The organism is Vibrio sp. 9-16B-A1 (genome assembly GCF_056726165.1).
The window spans coordinates 20,366-45,503 of record NZ_JBSDZD010000001.1; the positions used below are offsets into that span (position 1 = coordinate 20,366).

Annotated in this window: 24 protein-coding genes; 12 read left to right on the forward strand and 12 right to left on the reverse strand. The window is 50.7% G+C overall.

Annotation, left to right across the window (positions count from 1 at the left end; all coding sequences use genetic code 11):
• Window positions 1–5 precede the first annotated feature (5 nt).
• Window positions 6–1,142 carry a fused PTS fructose transporter subunit IIA/HPr protein gene (gene fruB / locus ACVB80_RS00085; protein ID WP_481079215.1) on the reverse strand — a complete coding sequence of 379 codons (1,137 nt, stop codon included), beginning with the start codon at window positions 1,140–1,142 and terminating at the stop codon, window positions 6–8.
• Between the two features lie 248 nt (window positions 1,143–1,390).
• Between fruB and cra the strand changes: the two genes are divergently transcribed.
• The 4 genes from cra to ACVB80_RS00105 all read left to right on the forward strand — a co-directional run bounded on the left by cra (window position 1,391) and on the right by ACVB80_RS00105 (window position 5,767).
• Window positions 1,391–2,368 (forward strand): catabolite repressor/activator, encoded by a 978-nt coding sequence (gene cra / locus ACVB80_RS00090; protein ID WP_481079216.1) that lies wholly within the window; start codon window positions 1,391–1,393, stop codon window positions 2,366–2,368.
• 62 nt (window positions 2,369–2,430) lie between these two features.
• Window positions 2,431–2,907, forward strand: a complete 477-nt coding sequence (locus ACVB80_RS00095) for a DUF3015 family protein (RefSeq protein WP_481079217.1) — start codon at window positions 2,431–2,433, stop codon at window positions 2,905–2,907.
• A 61-nt stretch (window positions 2,908–2,968) separates the two neighbouring features.
• Window positions 2,969–4,714, forward strand: a complete 1,746-nt coding sequence (locus tag ACVB80_RS00100) for an Lnb N-terminal periplasmic domain-containing protein (RefSeq protein WP_481079218.1) — start codon at window positions 2,969–2,971, stop codon at window positions 4,712–4,714.
• Between the two features lie 138 nt (window positions 4,715–4,852).
• On the forward strand, window positions 4,853–5,767 hold the full coding sequence (locus ACVB80_RS00105; RefSeq protein WP_481079219.1) for a GFA family protein: 915 nt from the start codon (window positions 4,853–4,855) through the stop codon (window positions 5,765–5,767).
• On the opposite strand, the gene ACVB80_RS00110 is transcribed toward ACVB80_RS00105, so the two are convergent.
• The 3 genes from ACVB80_RS00110 to ACVB80_RS00120 all read right to left on the reverse strand — a co-directional run bounded on the left by ACVB80_RS00110 (window position 5,756) and on the right by ACVB80_RS00120 (window position 9,132).
• Window positions 5,756–6,160: a nitrous oxide-stimulated promoter family protein gene (locus ACVB80_RS00110; protein WP_481079220.1), complete on the reverse strand. Its 405-nt coding sequence runs from the start codon at window positions 6,158–6,160 to the stop codon at window positions 5,756–5,758. The two genes, ACVB80_RS00105 and ACVB80_RS00110, sit on opposite strands and share 12 nt — an antisense overlap.
• Before the next feature lies 1 nt (window position 6,161).
• Entirely contained in the window at window positions 6,162–8,135 is a 1,974-nt protein-coding gene (locus tag ACVB80_RS00115; protein ID WP_481079221.1) for a diguanylate cyclase domain-containing protein, read from the reverse strand.
• An 82-nt stretch (window positions 8,136–8,217) separates the two neighbouring features.
• Window positions 8,218–9,132 carry a DMT family transporter gene (locus tag ACVB80_RS00120; RefSeq protein WP_481079222.1) on the reverse strand — a complete coding sequence of 305 codons (915 nt, stop codon included), beginning with the start codon at window positions 9,130–9,132 and terminating at the stop codon, window positions 8,218–8,220.
• Between the two features lie 85 nt (window positions 9,133–9,217).
• On the opposite strand from ACVB80_RS00120, the gene ACVB80_RS00125 reads away from it, so the two are divergent.
• Window positions 9,218–10,036, forward strand: coding sequence for an AraC family transcriptional regulator (locus ACVB80_RS00125; protein WP_481079223.1), 819 nt, complete (start codon window positions 9,218–9,220; stop codon window positions 10,034–10,036).
• A 179-nt stretch (window positions 10,037–10,215) separates the two neighbouring features.
• Here ACVB80_RS00125 and pyrC read toward each other — a convergent pair whose 3' ends face one another.
• The gene (gene pyrC / locus ACVB80_RS00130; RefSeq protein WP_481079224.1) at window positions 10,216–11,244 is read right to left on the reverse strand and encodes a dihydroorotase; all 1,029 of its coding nucleotides are present in this window, start codon (window positions 11,242–11,244) and stop codon (window positions 10,216–10,218) included.
• Between the two features lie 261 nt (window positions 11,245–11,505).
• Here pyrC and ACVB80_RS00135 point away from each other — a divergent pair, with 261 nt between their 5' ends.
• Window positions 11,506–13,329, forward strand: a complete 1,824-nt coding sequence (locus ACVB80_RS00135) for an MOSC N-terminal beta barrel domain-containing protein (protein ID WP_481079225.1) — start codon at window positions 11,506–11,508, stop codon at window positions 13,327–13,329.
• 5 nt (window positions 13,330–13,334) lie between these two features.
• Window positions 13,335–14,222 carry a LysR family transcriptional regulator gene (locus ACVB80_RS00140; protein ID WP_481079226.1) on the forward strand — a complete coding sequence of 296 codons (888 nt, stop codon included), beginning with the start codon at window positions 13,335–13,337 and terminating at the stop codon, window positions 14,220–14,222.
• A gap of 58 nt (window positions 14,223–14,280) precedes the next feature.
• Here the strand turns inward: ACVB80_RS00140 and ACVB80_RS00145 are convergent, their stop codons facing one another.
• Both ACVB80_RS00145 and nadE read right to left on the reverse strand, forming a co-directional pair.
• Window positions 14,281–16,074 (reverse strand): amidohydrolase, encoded by a 1,794-nt coding sequence (locus tag ACVB80_RS00145; RefSeq protein WP_481079227.1) that lies wholly within the window; start codon window positions 16,072–16,074, stop codon window positions 14,281–14,283.
• Window positions 16,075–16,295: 221 nt separating this feature from the next.
• On the reverse strand, window positions 16,296–17,126 hold the full coding sequence (gene nadE, locus ACVB80_RS00150; RefSeq protein ID WP_481079228.1) for an ammonia-dependent NAD(+) synthetase: 831 nt from the start codon (window positions 17,124–17,126) through the stop codon (window positions 16,296–16,298).
• 125 nt (window positions 17,127–17,251) lie between these two features.
• On the opposite strand from nadE, the gene ACVB80_RS00155 reads away from it, so the two are divergent.
• Both ACVB80_RS00155 and ACVB80_RS00160 read left to right on the forward strand, forming a co-directional pair.
• Entirely contained in the window at window positions 17,252–17,773 is a 522-nt protein-coding gene (locus tag ACVB80_RS00155; RefSeq protein WP_481079229.1) for a nicotinate-nicotinamide nucleotide adenylyltransferase, read from the forward strand.
• On the forward strand, window positions 17,763–18,254 hold the full coding sequence (locus ACVB80_RS00160; protein WP_481079230.1) for a hypothetical protein: 492 nt from the start codon (window positions 17,763–17,765) through the stop codon (window positions 18,252–18,254). Before ACVB80_RS00155 ends, ACVB80_RS00160 begins: the two co-directional genes overlap by 11 nt.
• A gap of 84 nt (window positions 18,255–18,338) precedes the next feature.
• Here the strand turns inward: ACVB80_RS00160 and ACVB80_RS00165 are convergent, their stop codons facing one another.
• Window positions 18,339–18,947, reverse strand: coding sequence for an AraC family transcriptional regulator (locus ACVB80_RS00165; RefSeq protein ID WP_481079231.1), 609 nt, complete (start codon window positions 18,945–18,947; stop codon window positions 18,339–18,341).
• Between the two features lie 272 nt (window positions 18,948–19,219).
• On the opposite strand from ACVB80_RS00165, the gene ACVB80_RS00170 reads away from it, so the two are divergent.
• Window positions 19,220–20,320 carry a 1-acyl-sn-glycerol-3-phosphate acyltransferase gene (locus ACVB80_RS00170; RefSeq protein ID WP_481079232.1) on the forward strand — a complete coding sequence of 367 codons (1,101 nt, stop codon included), beginning with the start codon at window positions 19,220–19,222 and terminating at the stop codon, window positions 20,318–20,320.
• Between the two features lie 115 nt (window positions 20,321–20,435).
• Here the strand turns inward: ACVB80_RS00170 and ACVB80_RS00175 are convergent, their stop codons facing one another.
• Window positions 20,436–21,032 (reverse strand): hypothetical protein, encoded by a 597-nt coding sequence (locus ACVB80_RS00175; RefSeq protein WP_481079233.1) that lies wholly within the window; start codon window positions 21,030–21,032, stop codon window positions 20,436–20,438.
• Window positions 21,033–21,110: 78 nt separating this feature from the next.
• Between ACVB80_RS00175 and ACVB80_RS00180 the strand changes: the two genes are divergently transcribed.
• Window positions 21,111–21,377 carry a DUF1496 domain-containing protein gene (locus tag ACVB80_RS00180; RefSeq protein WP_481079234.1) on the forward strand — a complete coding sequence of 89 codons (267 nt, stop codon included), beginning with the start codon at window positions 21,111–21,113 and terminating at the stop codon, window positions 21,375–21,377.
• A 55-nt stretch (window positions 21,378–21,432) separates the two neighbouring features.
• On the opposite strand, the gene ACVB80_RS00185 is transcribed toward ACVB80_RS00180, so the two are convergent.
• Window positions 21,433–21,741 (reverse strand): YfcZ/YiiS family protein, encoded by a 309-nt coding sequence (locus ACVB80_RS00185; protein ID WP_481079235.1) that lies wholly within the window; start codon window positions 21,739–21,741, stop codon window positions 21,433–21,435.
• 528 nt (window positions 21,742–22,269) lie between these two features.
• Between ACVB80_RS00185 and ACVB80_RS00190 the strand changes: the two genes are divergently transcribed.
• A complete protein-coding gene (locus tag ACVB80_RS00190) occupies window positions 22,270–22,731 on the forward strand; it encodes a TetR/AcrR family transcriptional regulator (RefSeq protein ID WP_481079236.1) in 462 nt (153 codons plus the stop codon).
• A gap of 54 nt (window positions 22,732–22,785) precedes the next feature.
• Here the strand turns inward: ACVB80_RS00190 and ACVB80_RS00195 are convergent, their stop codons facing one another.
• Together ACVB80_RS00195 and yiaY are read right to left on the reverse strand one after the other, a co-directional pair.
• Window positions 22,786–23,547 (reverse strand): hypothetical protein, encoded by a 762-nt coding sequence (locus ACVB80_RS00195; RefSeq protein ID WP_481079237.1) that lies wholly within the window; start codon window positions 23,545–23,547, stop codon window positions 22,786–22,788.
• 186 nt (window positions 23,548–23,733) lie between these two features.
• Window positions 23,734–24,882, reverse strand: coding sequence for an L-threonine dehydrogenase (gene yiaY, locus ACVB80_RS00200; protein ID WP_481079238.1), 1,149 nt, complete (start codon window positions 24,880–24,882; stop codon window positions 23,734–23,736).
• Window positions 24,883–25,138 lie beyond the last annotated feature (256 nt).

Sequence of the window (25,138 nt, forward strand, 5' to 3'; positions counted from 1 at the left end):
TTCCCTTACGCTTCGCCAAGACCAGCTTCGATTGCTGCGCCAATAGAGGTCAGCGCATCTGAAGCATCCGGGCCGTCTGCGGTAAATCTCAGCTCATGTCCGTGTTTCACACCCATAGCAATGACTTTCATCAGGCTCTTGGCGTTGACCGGTTTGCTGTCACCATCCAGGTTTGCCACAAGGATCTTCGCTTCAAACTTTTTGGCTTCAGCGACCAGCATTGCGCCAGGGCGGGCGTGCAGGCCGTGTGCATTCTTTATTTTGAATACTGCGCTGTTGTCTGCATTTTGTTCGTTGACTGAAGGAACGGCTTCCCCTTTTAACAGGCTCATAAGCTGTGTCGCATCCGCTCCGGTCAGAACGTTTTGCTTTTGCTCAAACACGTGTTGAGTGATGATGTCGAGCATTGGCTGGTGGCAGTTTGAGTTAGCCGCTACAGCGAACAGTGCCTTAACTGGTTTATCTTCAAAGTTGCAGTTGTTAGCGGTAGAGACAAACGCAATACCGGTACGGTTGACATGCTGGTTTGAGGCAACCATCCACAGTCCATCGCCCAGATGAGACGGGGTTGCACTGATAAGGTCCGCGACGTATGCAGGTTCAGCGCAGCCAGAGTTTTTCAAAAGGCCACCGGCTACAGCGCACATTTGAAGCATATCGCTGGCCGGAAATGCCGTCTGAATAAGAGAGGCATCAAAGTCTGCTTCAAGCTGAAGTTCGCCGCTCAGCAGAGCGATGATTTGCGCAGCGCTGGTTGCGTTTTTCAGCTGGGTTTCAACGCCATCGGCGGAAAGCACTTTGGTCAGCATCTTAAGAATGCCAAGGTGTTCATCAGATTTGGCCGCGATACCGATAGCCAGGTAAACCGGGTTGCCATCACCCCAGTCAACGCCCTGTGGGTAGTGGTGAACCATAACCCCGGTTTTCTCGACAAGGTGGCGGGTATCAACAGTGCCGTGGGGGATAGCAATACCGTTACCAAGAAACGTGGAGTTTTGCGCTTCCCGGGCCAGCATACCTTCAACATATTGTTCACCAACCAGGCCAGCTTGTGCGAGGTCAGCGGCTACCTGGCGGATAGCGGCTTGTTTTTCAGCGGCACTGCGTTGCAGTTTGATGTTGTGTTCAGTCAGCTTGAGCATATTCGCCTCTGGATCTTCTGTTATGTGTGCCCGACTCAGTTGCTTTATGTTGGCTGAATCGGTTCAGCATTTGGTTAAAAAAATTCAGCAAATCCTGATTTGCCAGAAAATCCTCTGTTTCATCACATTTGCTGGTTTTGCTGAATCCTTTCAGCTTTTATACTGAATCGGTTCAGCGTATAATTCAAGTTCAGCAGGGATCCTATCGGTTGATATTTGATCCACAGCACAGAATTCAGAGACAAGATATGACACTAGATGAGGTTGCCAAGCTGGCAGGTGTATCCAAAACCACGGCCAGCTACGTCATTAACGGCAAGGCACAGAAATACCGGATCAGCCAGAAGACCCAGCAAAAAGTAATGGCGGTGGTTGAGGAGCATAATTTCCGGCCCGATCACGCAGCATCGGCCCTGAGAGCAGGCAGCAGCCGTTCACTTGGGCTGGTGATCCCGGATCTGGAAAACACCAGTTATGCCAGGCTCGCGAAGCTGCTGGAAGTGAACTCGCGCACTGCAGGCTATCAGATTCTGATTGGCAGCTCGGATGATGAACCTGAGCAGGAAAAGAAAGTTGTTGAAATGCTGGTCAGCCGCCGGGTAGATGCGCTGTTTGTTGCCAGCTCTTTGCCAGATGGCAGTGAGTTTTACAAAGAAGTACAGCAGCGGGGTACACCGGTCATCGCCATTGACCGTGCGCTGGATGATGAGTTTTTTGCCTGCGTGATCAGCGAAGACTTCGAAGGGGCGCGGCAACTTACCGGCTCAGTGATGAGTGATAAAGTAAAAAGTGTTGGCCTTATCGGCGCAATGCCGGAACTGTCGGTATCCCGTGAGCGTCAATTGGGTTTCGAAGCTGCGGTTAAGCAAAGTGGGGTTTGTTCTGAAATCAGCTATGGCGATCACTTTAACCGTCAGTCAGGACGCCGGGTATTTGAAGCGTGGCTGGAGCAGGGCAACCGGCCTGATGCGATTGTGACGACCTCCTATACCCTGCTTGAGGGGGTGCTGGATGTGCTGCTGGAGCGCCCGCAGGTAGCGGCTGGCCTCAGGATCGCGACCTTTGGTGACAATCGCCTGCTTGATTTCCTGCCAATCAAAATCAATTCACTGCCTCAGCAGTTTGAGCTGATTTCTGACAGCGCGCTGGCGCTGGCACTGAACGCGACGGCCAAACGTTATCAGCCGGGTGTTGAGTTTGTTCCCAGGAAGCTCAGGATCCGCTAAAAGTTATTCTTCGATTTGTTGCCTATACTGATTGAGAAGGATCATCAGTAACGGGCAGCAATATGAAAAAACTTATTCTGATCATCGGCCTGCTGTTTTCGGCACCCGGCATGGCAAATCTGTGGCAGCAATGTGGTATCGGTCACTGGATCGCGGGTCCAACCTGGAACGGTTATCTGGCCAGTACCACTAACGTCACCTTTGACCTTGGTACCACCGCTACCATTTCACATGTCTTCACGCCAGGCACCTGTGCCGGTCCGCTCTGGTCTGCGGCAAGGTTTATCAAAGACACTTATCCAAAGCTTGAAGAAGACACTGCTCAGGGTGGCGGTGAGCACCTGATGGCGATGCTGGATATTTTTGAATGTGATGCCGGTGTACGGCCGCAAGTAGTTACGCAGCTTCGAGAGCAGTTTGCTGAGCTGGTTTCTGCTCCTGACTATTCAGAACAGCCACAACTGATAAAGGCGGAATCTTATTACCTGCTGGTGGAGCAGACCATGCCTTCATTCAGCAGCCAGTGCACCATCAGTTAGATGATTAGGTGGCCAGGTGATTAGGTGGTTAACAGCGCTGATTTGTATCAGCGCTTCTTTTGTGTCTTTTGCACAAACCACGGTAGCGGCGCTGTCGCAGCATCCGCAGTGGCAACGTCTGCTGCATCTTGATAAAGGGCAGGCCGCCATACTGAGTGGTGACTTTTATCTGTCCGGTACAACCGACCCGGCCATAGAGCTGCAGGTCACCCTCTCAGGTCTCAGCCAGCCGGTTGGTGAAGATCCGGATCTGCATCCTCAGTGCCGCTATCCGGCCCGTACTCTCTGGCTTAAAACTCAGGTCCCGGAGCTGACGCTGCCTGATGTTGAATGTCCTCACCTCAATGCCTGGCGGGAAAAAAACAGCACTGAATCGTTCAGCCTGGTTTTCGTCAGTGGTTATCTGGGCAACCCGGCATCTTTTTTCGGTCATCTCCTGATCAAGTTAAACAACGGCCACGGCGGCGCTGATTTGCTGGATAACAGCATCAATTACGGTGCTAATGCAGACAGGGATGATAACCCGGTCAAGTACGTTACTTATGGTCTGTTTGGCGGCTACGATGCGAGTTTTTCTGATCAGGATTACTATCAGCTCGAATACGGATACGCAGAGAACGAGCAGCGTGAGCTCTGGGAGTACCGCCTTAGTCTGACCGACTATGAAGTCGCCCTGATTGAAGCTCATTTATGGGAGCTCTCTGGTGTTAAGTTCCGCTATCTGTTTCTTTCTGCCAACTGTTCCAGTCAGATGGCCAGATTGTTTGAAATTGTGCTCGAAGAGCCCTTGCTAAAACCCTGGCAGCCCTGGGATATGCCGCTGGATGTGTTTAAATCGCTGGAGCAGGCGAAGCATCGTGGTAAGCCACTGGTATCTGAAGTGAAAAAGCGCGATTCCAAATTCAGCCGGATCAACCAGAAGTACATGGTGATGGATCCGAAAGAGCAGGAGATGACCAAAGCTGTGATCAAAACACCAAAGGAAATCGACTCAGAGCGTTTTCAGGCATTAACAGAGGAGAGCCAAAAGCGGATTGTCGACCTTCTTTTTGATTACTATCAGCTTCAGATTGACTATGACGGTAATGAGCAGGCCAAAGCGGGGAAAAAGAAACTGCTGGTTAAAAGCCTGACTTTACCTGCCGGACGCGTCAGCTGGCCGGAAAGCAAGGCTGAGCCACCCCACAGGGCGCAGGATCCGAACAGGCTGAGCGTTGGTGCGGGCTATGCAGACGGTGAGTATCTCGCTTTGAGTTATCGGGCAGGATACTATGATTTTCTGTCCCGGGCGGCGGCCAGATATCGCAATTCAAATGCAGTGTTCGTGTCTGCCGAGCTGAAAGCAGACAGGCAGGGGGTATGGCTGGGTCGTTTCGACCTGTTTGATGTGACAACGCTCAATATTCTGCAGGCGGATCTGTTTGAAGACCGCCGCTGGGCCTGGCGTTCCAGGCTGACGGTCGAGCAGAAGGATCTCAGTACCCGGGACCAGGAAAGGGCGCGCTTTTATGTGGCCATGGGCTGGGCTGGTGAGGCGGATTTTGCCTGGTATGCGCTGCCGGGCTTAATGGCTGATTTCAACTATCCGGACGAGTCCAGGCTGGCTCTGGACTTTGGTTTACTGGTGAACACACCGGTGTGGAAAATGCACTTTGATCTGAGCCCCTGGGTTGATATTAACGGAGAGTATTCGGTTAAAGCGGCATGGGATAACCGGTTTGGTGACAGTCAGAGCTGGGATGTGAGGTTTAAACTCCTTTATGACAAAGTGCTGGATACCCGGGTTGAATACGCTTTTTACTTCTAGCCGTGCGCTGGATTCCATTTTTTACCCCGGTAGTGTGTCAGGTTTGATAATCCAGTCACTATATCCCTGGTTGCATAATGATAGATTGAAACTGAATGCTAATGTTGTAATCAGCAATAACGTCAGGGGGGACAGGTGATGAGATTTTTAAGCCCGGAACAATACCAGCCTCAGTGTTACCAGACTTTTCTCCACTACCTGGATACTCTTGCCAGTCTGTTACCTTTTGCGCGAATAGAACATATCGGCAGCAGCGCCATTCAGGGCGCGATAAGCAAAGGCGATCTGGACATTCTGGTCGCGGTGGATTCATCCCGCCATGCTGAAAGTGTTTCCCGCCTCGAACGATACGGTTTTTCCGTTTCTGCCACCAATGTGATGACCCGGGATCTGTGTACTCTCGACTCCGACGCAAGTGACGGCGTCACAATTCAATTGATCGCTGCCGGTTCCAAATACGAGTGCTTTGCCCGTTTCCGTGACTGTATGAACAGTAATCCTGAGCTGGTCGAACAGTTCAATCAGCTGAAAGTGGAGTGCGACGGGGGCAAAGAACACATCTATCGCCGCCGCAAGGCCGAGTTTATTTCTCAGGTTCTGTTGCAGTGTGACCGAAGTAAAAACCAGTGGCAGAAGCTGGCAATGGCGGAGCATTATTATGGCAGCTGTCTGTGCGGTGGCGTGACCTTTGAAGTGCTTGGAAAAATAGAGTCAGTCCTGCATTGCCATTGCTCTATGTGTCAGAAAGCACACTCATCAGCATTTGCCAGTTTTGGGATTTGCGATAAAGGGGCGTTTCATTTGCTGAGTGGTCAGGAGATGATCAAAGCGTATCGTTCCAGTGAGAAGGTCACCCGCAGTTTTTGCGGGCGGTGTGGTGCTAATCTGCTCTGGAAGCACGACGTGCACGATACCGATAAGACCTCTTTCAGCATTGCCCTTCTTGATACACCGTTTAACTCACCTCACCAGCAGCATATATTTTACGCCTCAAGAGCGGGTTGGCTGACGCACGAAGAGCAGTGCCCAAAGCACGACAAGCTACCTGTCTGAATGGCTCTTTTTTCTCTTTGCCCGGTTAGATGCGTCTTTTGGCGGCCGGGGATCAAACGCCCTGCGCTCTTTCAGAAGATGCCGAATTGACAGCAGCGGGTGGGGCAGCAGCATTCTCGGGCCGCTGTAGCGCATAACCTGTCGCATCTGTTCTTTGGGCTCTGGTTTATAACAGTGGATTGGGCAACGGTTACAGGCGGGTTTCTGCTCACCGTAAGGGCAACGGTCGAGTTTGGACTCAGCATATTTCAGCAACGTACGGCATTCCTCACACAGCTCCTGGCCGTCATGATGATCCCGGCACCAGATAGCGATCATTGCTGCTACGGTTTTGAACTCTGTGGCCAGTTCTCCGTGCAGGATGTCTGAGTTTGTCTCAGCAGTACTTTTCACATTACTCTCCCTGACGCCATTTGAACCGATCCCTGCCTTCCTGTTTTGCCAGGTAGAGTTGTTGATCGGCGCTGGAAATCAGTTGCTCCCAGCGTTCGTTTAACTGAGCCGGGCTTATCCCGCTGACTGCACCGGCTGACACGCTGACACTGATTTCTCCGGCTTCGGTCTGGACAGGGGTAACCCGCATAACGCTGCACAGCCGCTCCAGTACAGTTGAAGGGTCCAGGCCCTGGTCAAACAGGCACAGGAACTCTTCGCCTCCCCAGCGTATAAGCAGGTCGTTGTTTCTGAGTACCGAATTAAATCGGTTTGCTGTTTCTGTCAGCACCTGGTCTCCTGCCTGATGACCGTAAACATCGTTAATCTGTTTGAAGTGATCGAGATCGAGTACGGCAAGGGTATATTTTTGTTCACTGACAGGCTCAGCGGCGAGCAATGATAAATAGCTGGTAGCATAACGGCGGTTATGCAGACCGGTCAACGGATCGCGGTTCGCATCTTCTGACAGGGCGGTGTTGTCCGACAGCAGAGCATCGTTTTGCCTTCGCATTTTATGTACCTGCCGAAGCTGATACATAAATGCCAGCAGTACAAACAGGGCGAGCGCAATGATCAGTTTCTGACGGATTCGTTCCTGCGCTGCCTGGTATTCGGCCAGGGACATCTCGGCTTTCAGCAGTGCTATCTGGCTCTGTTTTTTACGCAGCTCAAAGTCTTTTTCCTGGCGTTTGAAACGCTCTTCTCTCTGCACCAGATTATAGGCGGCGACTCTTTTCTGATGGTCGCGCAGGTCGCGATAAGCCTGATAGAAATTGTGTTCAAGCTCTTCAAGCTGAGCTTTCAGAGCAAGTGTGTCGATGACCTCTGGCGGACTGCTGAGCTCAACAAATGTATCCATTGCGGTATTCAGTGAAGTCCGCGCCAGCGGGTACTGTTTCTGCTCAATGGCAACTTTTGCCAGCATCCGGTGACAGGAGCCGAACTGAAGCGGGTGCTCAGCCGCCTCTTTTACTTCAAGGCAGGCTTTGAGTTCAGACATCGCCAGTGACGGCTTGTGTTCAAACTGCGCAATACGGGCCAGGTTGAGGTGTGCAACCATTTTGATCCTGGAGGTCGCCGCGCCGGCTGAAGTGATTTCATACTGATGATAGCTTTGTTTGGCTTCATCAATCCGGCCGAGTTGGGTATAGATCAGGCTCTGGTTGAGATAGTGCGTTGCCAGGGTCTCTGGTAGTTTGGTTTCTGCGTTGTGGTACTGCTCAATGGCTTCGTTAGTGTACTGAAGTGCGTTTTGCCACTCTTCCATCTGGACATAAACCAGCGCCAGGTTACCGGTGATAAGAGACCGGATACGGGATGCCGGATTTGACCGGCTTTCTTCCAGACCACGGTGAAAATAGTACTGAGCCGTGGAGACCTGGCCTTCGATATTGCTGATCACCCCCAGAACGTTGTAAATCGACACCAGAAGATGACGGCAGTTGTTCTGACTGGCAAGTGCCAGGCTGCGGTGGGCGAGCTTGCGCGCCTGTTTGAGTTTACCCTGTTTGACTTTTCCCACTGCGATATCGTGAAGGGCGAGGGCTTTGATACAGACATGGCCGCCTCTTTGTCCCAGTTCAAGCAACTGGTTACTGAACTCCAGCGAATGGTCAAGGTTGCCACGCATCAGCCAGATCCTTGCTTTGGTACGCAGGACCATTACACGGTACAAAGGAGACAGGGCGTAATCCAGCTGGTTTTCCAGACGCGCAAGAGAGGACGCCGCGGCTTCAGGCTCAGAAGCGGCCTGCTGGTACAAACCGGCCAGTTCAGCGCCATGCGGAAACTGGTTGATCTCTTCGAGCGGAGTTTGTGGGGCATGAGTTTCTGGTGGTGTGATATCTGAGCCGGATTCAAGCACAAACCAGCCAAATGCGATGCTCATGGCAAGGACAACGATGACAGATAACACCGGCTTGATATATCGCATTTGAAAGTGACTCACGGGCAAAAAAACAGCCCGTCAGTATAAAAGAGCGCGGTTTAAGGGGTCAATGGTGAGAGCGGTTTTATCACTCGGGCTGATTGATGGCTTTGGCCACAGATTCTGACTCAAATGTCATTTTATGTTTACGCTTTAACTGCGCCAGCATGACGCCACTGATCACCATCAGTCCGCCAATCAGGTGAAAAACTGTGATGGTTTCATTGAGCATGACGGCGGCCAGGGCGATCGTCATGACCGGAAGCAGGTTCATGTACATGGCGCTGTTGTCAGCACCGATGGCGTCAATAGCCTTAACCCACAGCCATGGTGCGATAACCGAAGCGCCAAGTGAGGCATAAGCGATAAGAGGCACTGACTGGGCGTTGGGGATCAGGTTGTCGCTGGTTGCCCACAGGGGAGAGAGCATGGCAACGGCGAAAACTCCCTGCATGTAGATGAACTGCCAGTTGGTCAGCGGCATTTTCCAGCGTTTGATCAGAACACAGTAAAGTGCGTATACCAGAGCCGCAATCACCATCAGGCCGTCACCGGTCGTAACACTGCTGTGCATCAGGAACAACAGATCGCCCTGGCCCAGCATAAAGGCAAGCCCGGCAAGTGAGATCACAGCACCGGCGATACTCATCATCGAAATGCGTTTGCCAAGCAGGGGAACACTGAAAAAAATAGCCAAAAGAGGCACAAGTGAGATGATCAGTGCCATGTTGGATGCGGTGGTCGTCAGCGCGGCGTAATAGCCTAACGACTGGTTTAATACCATCCCAAGAAGCGCAAGTACGGCAAGCTTTAGTGTGTAAGGTTTGATAGTCTGCCAGTTTTTGATGATCCCGGGTAAACAAAAAGGTGTCAGCAGCGCCATGGCGAAAAACCAGCGGAAAAAGCTCATGGCACCAGGGTCAATGGCGCTGGCTGAGAGTTTATTTACGATGGAGTTGCCGCTCCAGATCGCCACTGTCAGTAGTGGAAACAGATAATTCATGTGAACTCCATCAAAGATTTGTCATGGCGGCAAGTATGTCACGTCGATATAATAATATGTATCGCTCATCGGACATTAATCGCTTATGGTCAGACAGGATATTCTATCTCCCCGAATACATCCTTCTATATCTATTGATGAATTGCCTTCTAAGGTGTATCTCAATTTTGATGCTTTCCGATCGAACACGGTCACCAGGGAGCATGCGCACAGCTGGGGTCAGTTGCAAATAATACGAGGTGGAATGCTTGAGCTGAATGCGGAGGGGGTCCGTTTTCTGGCACCGCCACATCTGGCTATCTGGGTTCCGGCCGGGGTAATGCATCACAGCTTTAACCGAAAGCCGGTTGATTACTGCTCTCTGAACATTCGCGCGGAAGACACCGGGCGGTTACCGGCGCATACCTGCCTGCTCGGAGTCACTCCAATTCTGACTGCTATTATTGATGATTTCAGGCTGAGGGGGATAAGCACAGCGACCAGCGAGCAGGATCAGCGCCTGGTGCAGGTATTGCTGGATCAGCTGGCGGTGGCAGGAATTGAGCAGCACTTTTTGCCCAGCAGCGACCACAAACTACTGGCTCCGATTTTAAAAGGGCTGGAAGAGGACCCGACCGATCACAGAACACTTTCAGACTGGGCCAGTGAAGTTCACGCTACAGAGCGTACCGTCGCCCGATACTGCCAGAGTGAGCTGGGGATGAGCTTTACCGAGTGGCGGATGCGGATCCGGTATTTGCACTCGATGGATTTACTGCAAAAAGGTATGTCGGTTAAGGAAACAGCTTTCCTGCTTGGTTATAACCAGGCAAGCCCGTTTATCACTATGTTTAAGCGCTATGCGGGGATCACACCGGAGCAGTACAAGCTGAACAAGAAAGGGGAAAAAAGCCGCCATTGCTGATGTGCTGCCGGGGGCGTATGTCATAAAGCTTCAGGGCTGTACATTATTTCAGGGACGCATGAATACATCCCTGTAGCTCTGACCTGCCATCCCTGGCAGGTAAGCCCTGAAATAATGCACACCCCTGAAGTATTAAAAAAGCCGTCATCTCTGACGGCTTTTTGCATTCGGGCGTTGGCTTATTTCACAGTCCAGTAAACAGTCTCGCCGCCACGGATAGGCACAACCACATCGCTGCCAAATGGCATGGTTTCCGCTACCTGCCACTCTTCTTTGGTCAGGGTTACAGTGTCGGTGTTACGTGGCTGACCGTAGAAGTCAGGGCCGTTGTGTGAAGCGAATGCTTCCAGGTGTTCCAGCTTGCCTTCGGCTTCGAAGACCTCAGCGTACAGTTCAAGCGCCGCGTGCGCGGTGTAAGAGCCTGCACAGCCACAGCATGATTCCTTCGCGCCTTTCGGGTGCGGTGCCGAGTCAGTACCCAGGAAGAACTTCTTGCTGCCGCTTGTCGCTGCTTCTACCAGTGCCTGCTGGTGGGTATTGCGCTTCAGGATTGGCAGGCAGTAGAAGTGTGGCTTAATACCGCCAACCAGCATGTGGTTGCGGTTGAACAGCAGGTGGTGAGCCGTGATGGTAGCCGCTACGTTGTCGCCGGCTGCTTTTACAAACTCGGCTGCGTCTTTGGTGGTGATGTGTTCAAGAACGATTTTCAGGCCAGGGAAGTCGTTTACAACTGGTGCCAGAACGTTGTTCAGGAATACTTTTTCGCGGTCGAAGATGTCAACGTCATGGGTGGTCACTTCACCGTGAACCAGCAGCAGCATACCCACTTCCTGCATCGCTTCGAGAACCGGGTAGATGTTTTTCGCATCGGTTACGCCGGAATCTGAGTTGGTGGTTGCGCCTGCAGGGTAAAGCTTGGCTGCGACGATTTTACCGGTCGCTTTGGCTTTGCGGATCTCATCCGGGGTGGTGTTATCGGTCAGGTAAAGTGCCATCAGTGGCTCGAAAGTCATACCCGGGTTCGCATCGAGAATACGCTCGCGGTAAGCCAGTGCTTTTTCAGTATCAGTGATCGGCGGGACAGTGTTTGGCATGATCAGACCGCGGCCATTGTAGCGGCTGATGTCGCGTACGGTGTCTTTCAGAACGTCGCCGTCACGCAGGTGTACGTGCCAATCATCAGGGCGTGTGATAGTCAGTGTTGTCATTGATAAGCTCCCACCAATAAATTGTGTATAAAACGGAGCCTAAAAACCGCGTATATCCAATACGCAACCGTTTAGGCGACAGGATGATAGTAGAAATCCCTGCCGGTTTCACGTTTTTTTTAAGATGCGGGCTTTTCAGGTAACAAAAAGTACAGCAGGCGTGAATTTGAACGCCACTCTGGCTAAAATAACGGACAGTAAATCTCCGGAATAAAAACGAAAACAGGCATTTACCTGTCCGAACAAAAAGTGAGTGATCCGATGCCCAAGTCCAACCAGGTTACCTTATCTCAAATCAACGTCTATCCGGTGAAATCGGTGGCCGGAATTGCCCAATCCACCGCCTGGGTAGAAAAGCAGGGGTTGTGTTTTGACCGCCGCTTCATGCTGGCTTTGCCGGATGGCAATATGGTCACTGCCCGCAAGTTTCCGCGCATGGTGAAAGTGACCGCCAGCCTGACACCCGGTGGAATGGTACTGACTTATCCCGGCAAATCATCCCTGCGCCTTGAGTATTCGTCTTTTTCTATGCAGCTGGCTGATGCTCAGGTATGGAAAGACAGGTTTGAAGCTTATCAGACTACTCCGGAAGCCAATCACTGGTTCAGTGAGATCATCGGCCAGCCGGTTCAACTGCTGTACAGTGGTGAACAGTCCAACAGGGTACGAGAGAAAATCGGCCACAATGTGAGTTTTGCTGATGGCTACCCTCTACTGGTGATAAGTCAGGCATCGCTCGATGAGCTGAATCGCCGCAGCAGTGAACAGCACCTGATGGAGCAGTTTCGCACCAATCTGGTGGTGACGGCCGGTGAACCGTTTGAAGAAGACAGCTGGAAGCGAATCAAAATCGGCGAGGTGGAGTTTGAGAGCGTGAAGCCCTGTCAGCGCTGCATACTGACCACTGTTGATACTCAAAGTGGTCAGTTCCGCCCCACTAAGGAGCCTTTGACGACCCTGAGCCAGTTCCGTGCAGATGAAAGTGGCGGTGTTTTTTTTGGCCAGAACCTTGTGGCTAAGAACGAAGGGATGATTCGCACCGGTGATGTGGTTCAGGTACTGGAAACCAAACCCAAAGAGCAGTATGAGGATAAAGCCGGGCAGTTGACGGAGCTGACCTGTGTGGATCGTGAATGGATCGCCCGTGATTTCGCCACCTTCTGGTTTGAGCCCGCTTCGGGTAATGTCCCAGGCTTCAAACCGGGTCAGTATTTGCCAGTCGAAGTCACCATTAATGGCAAGCGCTATACCCGTTTCTATTCTCTTTCATCCAGCCCGCTTCACCCGGGACGTTTGTCCGTATCAGTTAAAAGGGTAGAGCAGGGGTTGGTGTCGAACTGGATGCTGGATAACCTGCATATCGGTGATACGTTAAAAGCTGACCGGCCGGGTGGTGACTTCCACCTTGGAGAAGCGCATACGCCGCTGCTGTTATTGTCAGCAGGTTCGGGTATTACGCCTATGCTGTCGATTCTGCGCTATCTGGTGGATAACGACGAGCTGGAAGATGTGGTGTTCTATCACCAGTGCAGTACTGAGCAGGACATTCCCTGCCGGGATGAGCTGGAGAAACTCAACCAGCTTTACCCTCAGCTTAAAGTGATGATTGCTGTCAGTGGAAAAAACACCGGCTGGGAAGGTCTGTCGGGAAGACTGACACTGGGGCACCTCAAAAAGATTCCGGAAGTCACCGGACGCCAGGTGTTTGTTTGTGGACCGCAGGGTTTTATGGATAAATCGAAGAACCTGCTTTTGAAAATGGGCCTGCCGGAACAGCATTATCATCAGGAAGCTTTTGCTACTGAGATCAGCACTGATCAGGAAGAGCGTGAAGTCAGCATTACCATTAATGGGGCGACTTTTATTGGTAACAATCAACAACCCCTGTTACTGCAGGCAGAGCAGGCGGGTATTGAGCTTCCTTCAAGCTGCCGCGCCGGTCTGTGTGGGGTGTGTAAGGTCAGAGTGACCAGTGGTGAGGTATTGCAGCCGGATATGCCGGCGTTATTGCCTCACGATAAAGAGAATGACCTGGTGCTGGCATGTTGCTGTGTGCCACATTCAGACCTTGGTATTGAGAGCTGAACCTGATGTTTACTCTCGATCAGATCAACAGTTTTTGTGCTGTCTTTCAGCTCAACTCTTACAGCAAAGCCGCGCGTGAGCTTAAAAAGGACCGTTCTACCATTCGTGAGCATGTGATGGTGATGGAAGATCACATCGGCAATAAGCTGTTTGAGATCCAGGGGCGCAGCGCAGTGCCGACCGAACTGGCTCAGAAGCTGTATCCCAGAGCCCGGATCCTGGCGCAGCAAATCTTTGAGTTTAACCAGAATGCGCTGGGGGCGTTTGATACCGGGATGACAGAGGTCAACATTGCTTATGACTCTCTGTTACCGCCGGCAATGGCGGCCAGTATTGAATCTGAGTTTACCCGAAAATATCCCCATATTACGCTGAACTGGCTGCGTCGCCCCCGAAGTGAAGCCATGCAGGGGCTGGTCGATGGTGAGATTCAGGTGCTGATTGGTTCGGCAAAGGGCAAGGTGATTCCTGAACAGTTTGTGCTTTTTCGTAACCTCGGAACCGTTAAGCTGAGTGCGTATGTAGGGAAGTCAAGCCCGCTCAGGGAGCTGCCAGAGATCAGTCTTAAGCACCTTGAGCTGGAGAAGCAGTATGTGGCGGAAAGTCACCTTGATGTATTATATCAGAAGCTTCAGCTCTCACCCGGACGCCATATTGTCAGTGAACACATGCTGGTTCACTTACTGATGAGGCAGGGGTGGGCGCTGCTCAGTGAGGAGTTTGCCAGACCGTTTGTTGAGACAGGCTTGCTGTACCGGATCCAGCCGAGGGAGATGATGCACGCGACACGGAATCCGCTGGCGGTGTACTTTTCTGCCGGCAGCGAGCACCATCCGGTGATAAGCGATATGGTCAACTGGCTGGAAGTGTATGCCAGGGAGCATTTTGGCTGACAGCGTTACGCAGTAAAACAGCCGGCAGGCCGGCTGTTGTAATCTGGTTATTCAGGATTTACTGCGTATGACTGCTCAGTATCTCCTGCAGCAGGTGGTTGGCTTCACAGGAATCTCCCCGGCCATTCTTGTGGTCATGCATGTTCATGGCATTAAGCGTGAACTGTGCTTTTCCGTTCATCACCAGTCCCTGTGAGATGCGCTCAGCCTGTTGTGGCTGGCCATTGAATACTGTCCCCCAGACTTCGATGTCTTTAAGCTTTTTGGCGTTTATCTCGTAAGGATGCTGGTTCAGTACCGTGAAGTTAGCGCGTTTGCCAGGTTCAATACTGCCCACCTGGTCTTCCATTCTCACTGCGTAGGCGGCATCCAGGGTAATGGCTTTCATTGACTCTTCAACCGTCAGCTTCTCTGATGCACCCATCGTTTTGCCACTGAGTCCGGTCCGGTTTACCGCTGTCCACGCCAGAGCCAGAGGGCGGCCTGGTGCCATTGGTGCGTCAGAGTGGAATGACAGCGCTGCGCCTGTATCAAGGAATGAACGGCCCCGCGCCATGACTTCGCTGCGCTTTTTGCCTACGCCATATTGGCTGTATTGTTCTCCCAGTACGTGCAGATAGAACGGGTTAACGCTGAAGTTTGCGCCGGCTTTGGCAGCGCGATCAATGTCTTCCGGGTTTGTGTAAGCCAGGTGGTGAAAGCTCATCCGGTGGTCGGTACGGGCTTTCTCTGACTGCATTTTTTCCAGAATATCGACCGCTTTCTCCATGCCGTAGTCCCCGTTGGAGTGAACGACGATGGTGTAGTCGTTTTGCCAGTACGGGCGCATGCTGGCTTCAAGATCTTCAGGCGTTTGGAGCCATTCGCCTTTATGGCCGTCGAGGTAGCCGTCTTTCATCTGCATCAGCTGTGAGTATACCGCGCCGTCAGCAAACAGTTTTATCTGTTTGGGAAGCCATTTTACGTGCTCACCGTTGAGTGTCGGGTCACCGGCCATTGCTTCAGCGACTTTAAATGCTTTGGCTGCGTCTTTTCCGCTGTGGTCGTAAATTGCGTTGCCAGCCGGGATCATCAGGTAATCCAGGTTGTGAGTATCATCAAATACGTTGATCATTGCGTGGATCATTTCTTTAGGGACCACTACACCAGGATCTACGACTGTTGTGATACCGCCTGCCTGAAAGTAAGAGTTGGTCTTTTCAAGGGCGGTGGCAAATTTCTCTGGTGATGCGATCAGCTTCATCAGAGGGCCGGCGGCCAGATAGAGGCCTTTCTCCCAGGCGTGGCCTTTTTCCCAGTCCACCATGTCGTATTTTTCACCTTCACCGGTCCAGCTTTCTTTGGTGATGTTAAACATCTCCATTGCCGCTGTGTTGAAATAAACCTCGTGAACGCTGCGTTGCCAGACGACGATTGGGCGTTCTTTTGAAACCGAATCGAGCAGTTCCCGGCTCATTTCACCGTGGAAATACTGGTGGTAACCCCAGGTCACCAGAGGTTCTCCTTCAGGCAGGTTTTTTTCCAGGGCCCGCAGTTTCTTCATATAAGGTTCGTGCCCGGTCACGCCCTGCACATCTCCCCACGGCAGTTGCCAGTCAGCAGGAGTGATGAAGTGGGTATTAGCTACTGCGGCGAACAGCCAGGCGTGTGCGTGTGGTTCAACAAAGCCAGGGGTCAGCACTTTATCGTTGAACTGAGTGTTAACAGTGATTTTATCCTGACTCCTGTATTGCTCCAGAAGCACCGCAGAGTCACCGACGGCAACGATCTTATCATCCTTCACCAGCACAGAGTTGGCACTGGGTTGTTCCGGGTTCATGGTGATCACGTCTTTCGCGGTATAAAGTGTCATGTTAGCCGCTGCTTGAGTACAGGAAAGCAGAAGAGGCAGGGAAATAATTCGGGACAGGGTTTCAGGGCGCATAGAAGTCTTCGCTCATTTTGTTATGGATATGCTCAGACTACTGCTTGTTTTCGAAACAAACCAATCAGATATGGTGGGGATATTCCACCATAATGGAGTGGGACAAAAAAACGCCGGTCATTGACCGGCGCTTTATCCAGGTAAGGAGATTAGTCGTAAATCGTTGGGATCGGTTTACGTTTGTGCTGGGTCGCTTTATAGATAGCGATCAGGCGTTCTGAGACTTCAGCACCGACAGGCTTACCTTCCAGGAAGTCATCGATTTGCTCATAAGTCAGATTAAGGGCATCTTCATCCGCTTTTTGCGGGGCCAGCTCTTCAAGGTCCGCGGTAGGAACTTTCTTAACCAGCAGATCAGGTGCGCCCAGCGCGTCTGCGACCTGGCGAACCTGGCGTTTGTTCAGGCCGAACAGAGGCGCAAGGTCACAGGCGCCGTCACCGAACTTGGTGTAGAAACCGGTGATGTTTTCGGCAGAGTGGTCTGTACCCAGTACCAGAGCGCCGGTATAACCCGCAATCTCATACTGGGCGATCATACGCGCGCGGGCTTTGACGTTGCCTTTAACAAAGTCAATTTTGCCGTGGCATTCCGGCAGCAGGCCGGTGTTTTCCAGCGCCAGATGTGACGCCGCGTGCAGGCCATCTACGCCGGCTTTAATGTTAACCGATACAGAGTGCGTCGGTTTGATAAAAGAGAGCGCCAGCTGGGCTTCATCTTCATCCTTTTGCTCACCGTAAGGCAGGCGTACCGCGATGAACTGGTAATCCTGGCTTGCGCTTTCTTCATTGAGCTGCTCAACAGCCAGCTGTGCCAGACGGCCACATGTGGTTGAGTCCACGCCTCCGCTGATCCCAAGTACCAGAGATTTACATCTGGCACCGGTCAGGGTGCGTTTAATAAAATCGACACGACGGGAGATCTCAAACTCCGGGTCAATCTCCGGCAGTACGCGCATTTCCTCGCGAATTTGCTGTTCCATTCCTGTTCCTTTATCTGCAGCAGTCGAAAAACTTTGGTATATGATACCCAAATCGGTTGATTATGAAATACTGAAAACCTATCTTACACAGCGGTATTGATTCGGATTGAAGGTTTATTAAACGAATGAAGAAGACAGCAGTATTTGGCAGTGCATTTAATCCTCCCACGCTTGGACATAAAAGCGTTGTGGAGTCGCTGGCTCATTTTGACCAGGTGTTGCTGCTGCCTAGTTTTGCTCATGCCTGGGGCAAACAGATGCTGGATTTTGAGCTACGTTGTCAAATGGTTACCGAATTTATTCACGATCTGGCTCAGGACAACATTGAGCTGTGCCGGGTGGAAGAAGCGCTGTATTCACCGGGTGAGAGTGTCACTACGTGGGGAGTGATGTCACATTTACAGACAATGTATCCGGATTCGGAGCTGACATTTGTTATCGGACCTGATAATTTTTTCAAGTTCGCTGATTTCTATCGGGCCCATGAGATTACAGAGCGCTGGAGCGTAATGGCCTGCCCTGAAAAAGTAAAGATTCGAAGCACGATGATTCGTGAGAAGTTAGCGCAGGGAGAAAGGGTGAATGAGTTTACAACCCCTTCAGTCGCCAGGTTTTTAACAGAGCATTCGTTGTATAGTGAAAAGTAGTATTGGTGTATCTGTAGCTGCGGTGATGCTTTCTGCCTCAGCTCATGCCGGCATTTCGGTATGTCATCCGTTTGGAGGGAGTCAGTCTCTGGTTATCGTTCAACAGGCGGAGCAAAGTTTTTGTGACAAAGTGGCTGGCGGGCTCGACTCACTGACGCAGCAGCTGTTTAGTGCCAGTACGGATGAGGCGCAGAAAAGTACTTCTGATTACTGGAAAGCGTGGGCGATACAGAGCAGTGAAGAGCCTTTGATGACTTCTCACTACAAGAAAAACTATTTTGGACTGGGTGTCTGGCGGCCGTCTCAGTATGACGACCAGCTGGAAGATATGAGCTATGACGAGTATATCCGGGCTCACGGTCTTCAGTTCAGCATCGGAATGGGTGAGCCTGATGGTGACGAGCCGCGGATGCGGATTGACTACCAGTGGCACAAACTGGTAGACCCGAACGTCTCAATTCAGGTCGAAGTGCCGTTTTGAGCTATACCGCCTAAAGCCAGGCGGGCAGGGGACTTGAGAAGAGGGAATCTCGCACCTCGCTACTCCTCCTCTCTTTTCTGTCGTTTACAGAGTCTCACCCATCACCATGGCCGACAGTTGTTCAAACTCTTCGGCGCAGCCACCAAAGAACTCATCGATTACCGCTTCACGCTTGCCACCGGACTGCATGCGCTTTTTAGCCTCACGCAGGCTCAGCATCAGCAGCATCTCTTTACTCAGATCGCTGTCTTCATCCGGATTCCAGTTACTGATCTGTTGACTGAGTGAAGACATTTCCAGAAGAGGACGCAGGGTTTTGACTTCATCGCGCACTACCTGCAGCAGGTTTTGTTGTTCCTGCTCGCCAAGGCGAGTGGTCAGCAGTTTGTGCAAAATGACACGAGTGACGTCAGGCAGAGTCACGTAGCCCGCCTGGGTTTTGAACTTATCGGTCAGGCGAACAGAGAAATCGACGCGGGTGATCTTGCAGCCTGGCAGAAAGGTCAGGGAGGTAAGGCAATCAAAAGGCAGCCAGACACTGTTTCCCTGCTCAACGGCGTACTCATTTTTGCCCAGTCGCATCAGCATCATTCCCTCATCAACGGTGATCAGTGAATGCTTGTTGAGTTTTTTTCGTGGGGTAGAAACCAGAAAGGCGTAGCTTTCCGACTGAAATTCGACTGCAAAATTCATGGGTGTGGCTCAAGTTAGCTTAATACCTGTTAAGCATAACTGCGAAAGCAGCGGAAAGCCACTGACAACAAGGCGTTAGATGTAATTTCAACCAATGATTGTTGTGAGTCAGGTGTCAGTTTTCAGGTTGGGTCACTGCCGGACCTCTCACCACATGCTATAGTTCAGCTGTTTTTCTGGTCTGACCTTTGACGACAAAGCAGGATAGCTGCTGTGAAAAGATCTGACAATGCGTAGAATAGGCCGGATTTTTTTGAAAATGACTTACAAAAATGACCGACACAACTGACATTTATCAGGACATTCGTCCGTATAACGACGATGAGATCCCTGGTGCCATTGATCGCCTGATCAATGATGACGAATTTATTGACGCCATCCTTTCACACAAGTTCAAGAACAAAGCGCCATGGTTTAAAGCGCTGCTGAGCCCATTGGTAAAAATGTACCTTAAGTTTAAATGGGCTAAGTTCACCACGGTTGATTCTATTCAGGTGGAAGTAGAACGCTATCTTGGCAAAATCCTGAAGGAAACTACGGATGGTCTGACGTTTACCGGCCTTGATAAGCTGGACAAAAACTCGACCTACCTGTTTATCTCGAACCACCGCGATATCGCGATGGATCCGGCGCTGGTTAACTGGGGTCTGTTCCATGAGAACCACAAAACCGTACGCATTGCTATCGGTGACAACCTGCTGAAAAAGCCATGCGCTACCGAACTGATGCGTATTAACAAAAGCTTCATCGTAAAGCGCAGCGCCAAAGCACCGCGTGAGATGATGAAAGCACTGGGTCAGCTTTCTTCTTACATTAAGCACTCACTGGATGAAGGCAACTCTATCTGGATTGCACAAAAAGAAGGCCGGGCAAAAGACGGCAATGATATGACCGATCCTGCGATCCTGAAGATGCTACACGTAGAAGGCCGCAAACAAAAAGTTGCGTTCGCTGATTATGTCCGCTCGCTGAAAATTGTGCCGGTGTCTATTTCTTATGAAAACGACCCGTGCGATCTGGCCAAAGCGAATGAGCTGTACCAGAAGCACACATCAGGCAGCTATGAAAAAGGCGAGTTTGAAGATATTGAGAGCATTATCCAGGGCATCATTGGTTATAAGGGCCGGGTAAACGTGGCCTTTGGTGAAGTGATTGATCAGGAAGTGGAAACGCCGGAAGCGCTGGCTGCACTGATCGATGAGCAAATCCATAACAACTACAAGATTTTCCCGATTAACCAGTGCGCTGCGGGCGAACTGAGCGGTGATGATAAAGCCTGCCAGGCGCTGAAAGCTAAACTGGCTGAGCTTCCGGAAGGAGCGCACGAGTTTTTGACTCAGATGTACGCGAATCCAGTGAAAAACAAATCGTAAACAGAAAACCACCTTCGGGTGGTTTTTTTCTGGCAGCGGGATTCGTGGGACGTGGTTTGAGGATGTATTTGTTCACATGGCCCGCTCAATACCCTGATGGTGAAGTCGCGCCCACTTACCTCGCTACTGCGCCACCCAGGGTCAGGTCTTCGGGCCAGGAAGTGATCACATTGCCGCCCAGAAAAATATTGCCTTCAACGGTAAGTTTTTCGGGAAGGGTTGTCACTCCCGAACCACCAAGATACAGGTCTCCCTGAACTGTTAACGGGCTTGGCAGTTCTTTGAGTGGCGTGCGGATCACGCTCAGGTCGCCTTCCACAATCAGCCCGGGCGGCAGGCTTTCCAGTGGCGTGTCGGTAAAATTAAGATAGCCACCCACTTTAATACCATGATTCCAGGTTTTGATTTGCGCGCCAAGAAAGTTGGCAAAGCCTTTGATTTTGGTTCCTCTGGCAAGAAACTCCAGCTGGCTGTTGCTGGCATCCAGGCTTCCCTGTACGTCGAGGCCTTTTGGCAGTTTTTTTATGGCGGTCTTGGCGATATTTAGATTGCCTTTTACTACAAACCCGTCCGGTAAAGAGGTATAGCGGGTGTTGCGCAGGTTGATGTTGCCATAAGAATCAACGTGGTTGAGCAGATTGTACTCATCGAGCGGGATCGCTGAGACCGGCGCAGAAAGCAGGGCAACGAGCAGCAGGGGAGACCATCTCATGGGAAACCTGTTTATAATGAAGTTGTCTTAACGTTATATCTCAAGCTCAACCCGGGAGCAATGACATTGAGGAAAAGTATGATGGATATGAAGACCCGCTTACCGGTGATACTGACCGGCGCTTTGCTGCTTGGCTTAACGCAGGGGGCAGTGGCGAAAACAATCTCAACACCGGCCAAACCCGTAGTAGTGGTGGATGGTAACAGCGGGGCCAGGGTTTGTTACTACAAAGGTGAAGCCTATTCAGAAGGCGCGGTGCTGAAAGTCGGAGAGGTATTGCTTCAGTGCCTGCCAGCCAAAGACTTTGAACTCAATGGTGCGCTGAAATGGGTTGGGAAGAAATAACAAACACTAAAAAAGGCAGCCATGGCTGCCTTACTCATTCTCGTAGCTGATGTGTTTAACGGGTCAGCGAACGGGTTTTCAGTTCAAAAATCAGCTTCTCTGCACTGCAGGTGAACTTAAAGCGTGCAACCAGTGCGCGTGATTCATCGGTTACCGGAGCAACTTCGTGCTCCATTTCGTCGCTTACCTGTTTGGCCAGTTCCAGGTACTTGCCGAACTCGGCTTCCAGTGCTTCTTTTGATTCACCGTAGATGGTGATTTCAGCGACATCATCACCTTCTTTGATGATAAAACCGATTTCGCCGGCGCAACCGCAGGCTTCACATACTTCAACGTCTTTATATTGTTCTGGTTGGGTAGTCATGAGCATTCCTCTTACTTTCTTTGGGAGTATCTTACTCCCGGGGCTGCAAATAGGCCAGATAAAAGTGTGAGCTGTCGCTCATTATATATGCGGTTAAACCATAGTGTATGGCAACCTGATGGGGGAGTTATAATTCACCAGGACAGTTCTGGCAGTGCTTCATATCAGGACGTGATCAATGTCACGCATCCATAACTGAGGCAAAAAAATAGCAGGATTACTGATAGAACACCTTGTACAGCGCATGAATTTATAAGATGATTCGCTAAATCGAAAATATTCACCCTGATAATGATTGCTGGCGGCCTTCGCAAGTTAAGTTGTGGTCAGAGATGAATATAAGATGAAATAATTATCTGATTTTTTTGTTGTACTGGTGTTATTAAGTGGGGAATTAATAGTTTCTGGCTTTTTACACTGGGTTTTCTCATTTCTTGTGAGATTTGCAGTTTACGAATTTAATGCTGACAATTTGCCCATGGACGATATTAAAATCTGCGGGCGATGGATACAGAGAAGAGCCGTTTTATGCCTAAGCGTAGTAAAGAAGATACTGAAATTACTATCCAGACCATCATGGATGCAGTAGTAGATCAAATTATTAATCTCGGTTACGACAAAATGTCGTATACCACACTGAGTCAACAGACCGGGATTTCCCGTACTGGTATCAGCCACCACTTCCCGAAAAAGACCGATTTCACTGCGGCGCTGGATGCACGGATCTATAACATGTTTGTAGAACACCTGGATACCGCCGGGGATTTGAGTGTCTTCAAGCAAAGCTGGCTGACGGCTCTGGAAAACCGCGAATTTATGGCAATTCTGCGCCTGCTGTTCCACCATACCGTGGTGTCTGACAACACTCACGCTTTTGCCAAAGCGGGTCTTGAACGTCTTTACTCGCTGGTAGAATCCCAGTTTGGAGAGAGCTCTAAAGGTGAGCTGGATGCGTTGTTTGGCCGAAGCATTGTGAAGATGGCCAGTTAATAAGAACAGAAAGCCCGGTACCTGACCGGGCTTTTTCATTTCAGAGGCCGGCGATTAAGTCCGGTTAAAGCGGAAAGACTGAACCCGGCTTTCTTTTCCGCCAGCGTACACGTAGCTTTCAATAATCCAGATATCCTTGCCTGCAAATCTCAGTTCTGCACGGACATTGCCGGAGTTCACGCCTTCATAGATCACATCGGAAGGATTCAGAGGGTAGAAGTTATACCGGTTATTTTGCCCGGTTTGCTCACCAGCGAATTTTACTTCAATGTTTTTGGCATTATTGCTCAGAACCATTTGATAACCAGACTCTTTTGTATATGAAAAGTTCGCGGTGATATCAATGCCCTGTGGGTTTGAAAGAGCGACAGAAGCTTCGCTGGTGGTGTTGAGGCTACCTTTGGCCTCGACCGGTTCGACTCCCTGCAGGTTCTGTGCGTGGTTTTGAATGGTTACCTGCCAGTTGCCAACAAAGTTGTCCAGTTGCTGCCAGTGAGCGGGAGACTGTTTTGAAGCGTGGTCAGACCCAACCGATGCAATAGCGTCATCGCGGCTTTTACTGCGATTGTTTTCACGGTTGTTCTGGATATCAACGCTCGCCCCACTTACGCCTCCGGCCATACCGCCCGCAATGGCACCCTGCATAGCCAGTTCGGCATCACCGGTCAGTGCTCCGAGCGTGAGCCCGAGCAGGGCACCGCCGACAGCGCCTTGTTTTGTTGCTGCATTAGGGTCGTCTTCGCCCGGAGTAACACAAGCAGTTAATAGTGGAAAACAGGCGGCCAGCACAACAATTCTCTTTTTTGAACAGATCATAAATTTTAACTCCGAAACAGGGTTTTAAACTGCCGGCAAAATAGCAATCTAATGTCAGGGAATATTCAGTGGCGCTGATATAAGTGTTACAGATTATTAAATGTGTATCCTTTGAAATATTCGGAAATATAATGAAATAAAAAAGCCCGGTATTAACCGGGCTTTTATAAAGATTACTTCGCAGGATTACATTGCAGCTTCGAAAATAGCTGAAATTTCCTCGTGAGTAGCCTGTTTCGGGTTGGTGAAGCCACACGCATCTTTCAGTGCGTTCTCAGCCAGTACGGCAATATCTTCAGATTTCGCACCCAGCTCTTTCAGGCCAGCCGGAATACCAACATCTTTAGACAGGGCAGAGATTGCATCCAGAGCCGCCTGTGCACCTTCTTCTGCGCTCATGCCTTCAACGTTTACGCCCATCGCTTTAGCAACGTCTTTCAGGCGCTCAGGACATACCTGCGCGTTGTAGCGCTGAACGTGTGGCAGAAGAACAGCGTTACATACACCGTGTGGCAGGTCGTAGAAGCCGCCCAGCTGGTGAGCCATTGCGTGAACGTAGCCCAGAGATGCGTTGTTGAACGCCATACCCGCCATGAATTGTGCGTAAGCCATTTGCTCACGAGCTTCCAGGTCATCACCGTTTTCAACCGCTTTACGCAGGAATGCCTGAATCAGTTCGATAGCTTTGATAGCTACTGCGTCTGTTACAGGAGTCGCCGCTACAGAAACGTAAGCTTCAACTGCGTGAGTCAGTGCGTCCATACCGGTTGCAGCGGTCAGCGAAGCTGGTTTTGCCAGCATCAGCTCAGGATCGTTTACAGATACAAGCGGAGTAGTGTGCTTGTCTACGATAGCCATCTTAATATGACGCGCTTCGTCAGTGATGATGCAGAAACGGGTCATTTCAGACGCAGTACCTGCAGTAGTGTTGATTGCGATCAGCGGCAGCTGAGGCTTAGCAGACTGGTCAACGCCTTCGTAGTCAGCGATCTCACCACCGTTAGCTGCAACCAGCGCGATACCTTTTGCACAATCGTGTGGTGAGCCACCACCCAGTGAGATAACGAAGTCACACTGGTTTTCTTTCAGCAGTGCCAGACCGGCATTAACGTTGCCGATTGTTGGGTTTGGCTGGGTACCATCAAATACCACGGTTTCAACGTCACGCTCGCCCAGCATTTGCTGAACTTTGGTTACCATGCCAATTTGACTTAGTACCTTATCCGTTACGATAAGTCCTTTTTTGAACCCCTGTGCCTGAATATTATCTGCTGCAGTTGTAAGGCAACCAGCGCCCATCAGGTTAACTGTAGGGATAAAAAATGCACTCGTCATTGTCTCTTCTCCGTCTGAGTTTTTGTTTTATATTGAATTTTTGTCTGGACGAAAGAATGCGGGCAAAGACGGGATATTCAATTGATCTGGCTCAATTTCGAGAAAAATTTGAAAATTATCAGTAAAATTTTGCGGTCGCAATCGTTTAAACAAACAAATCCGAAACTAAGCGAAAATACGAAATCTGTTGAAAGTGCGATATTGCTCGCATGAGTGTTTTTACTGATAAAAACGAAACTAAACGAACATGTCGGGT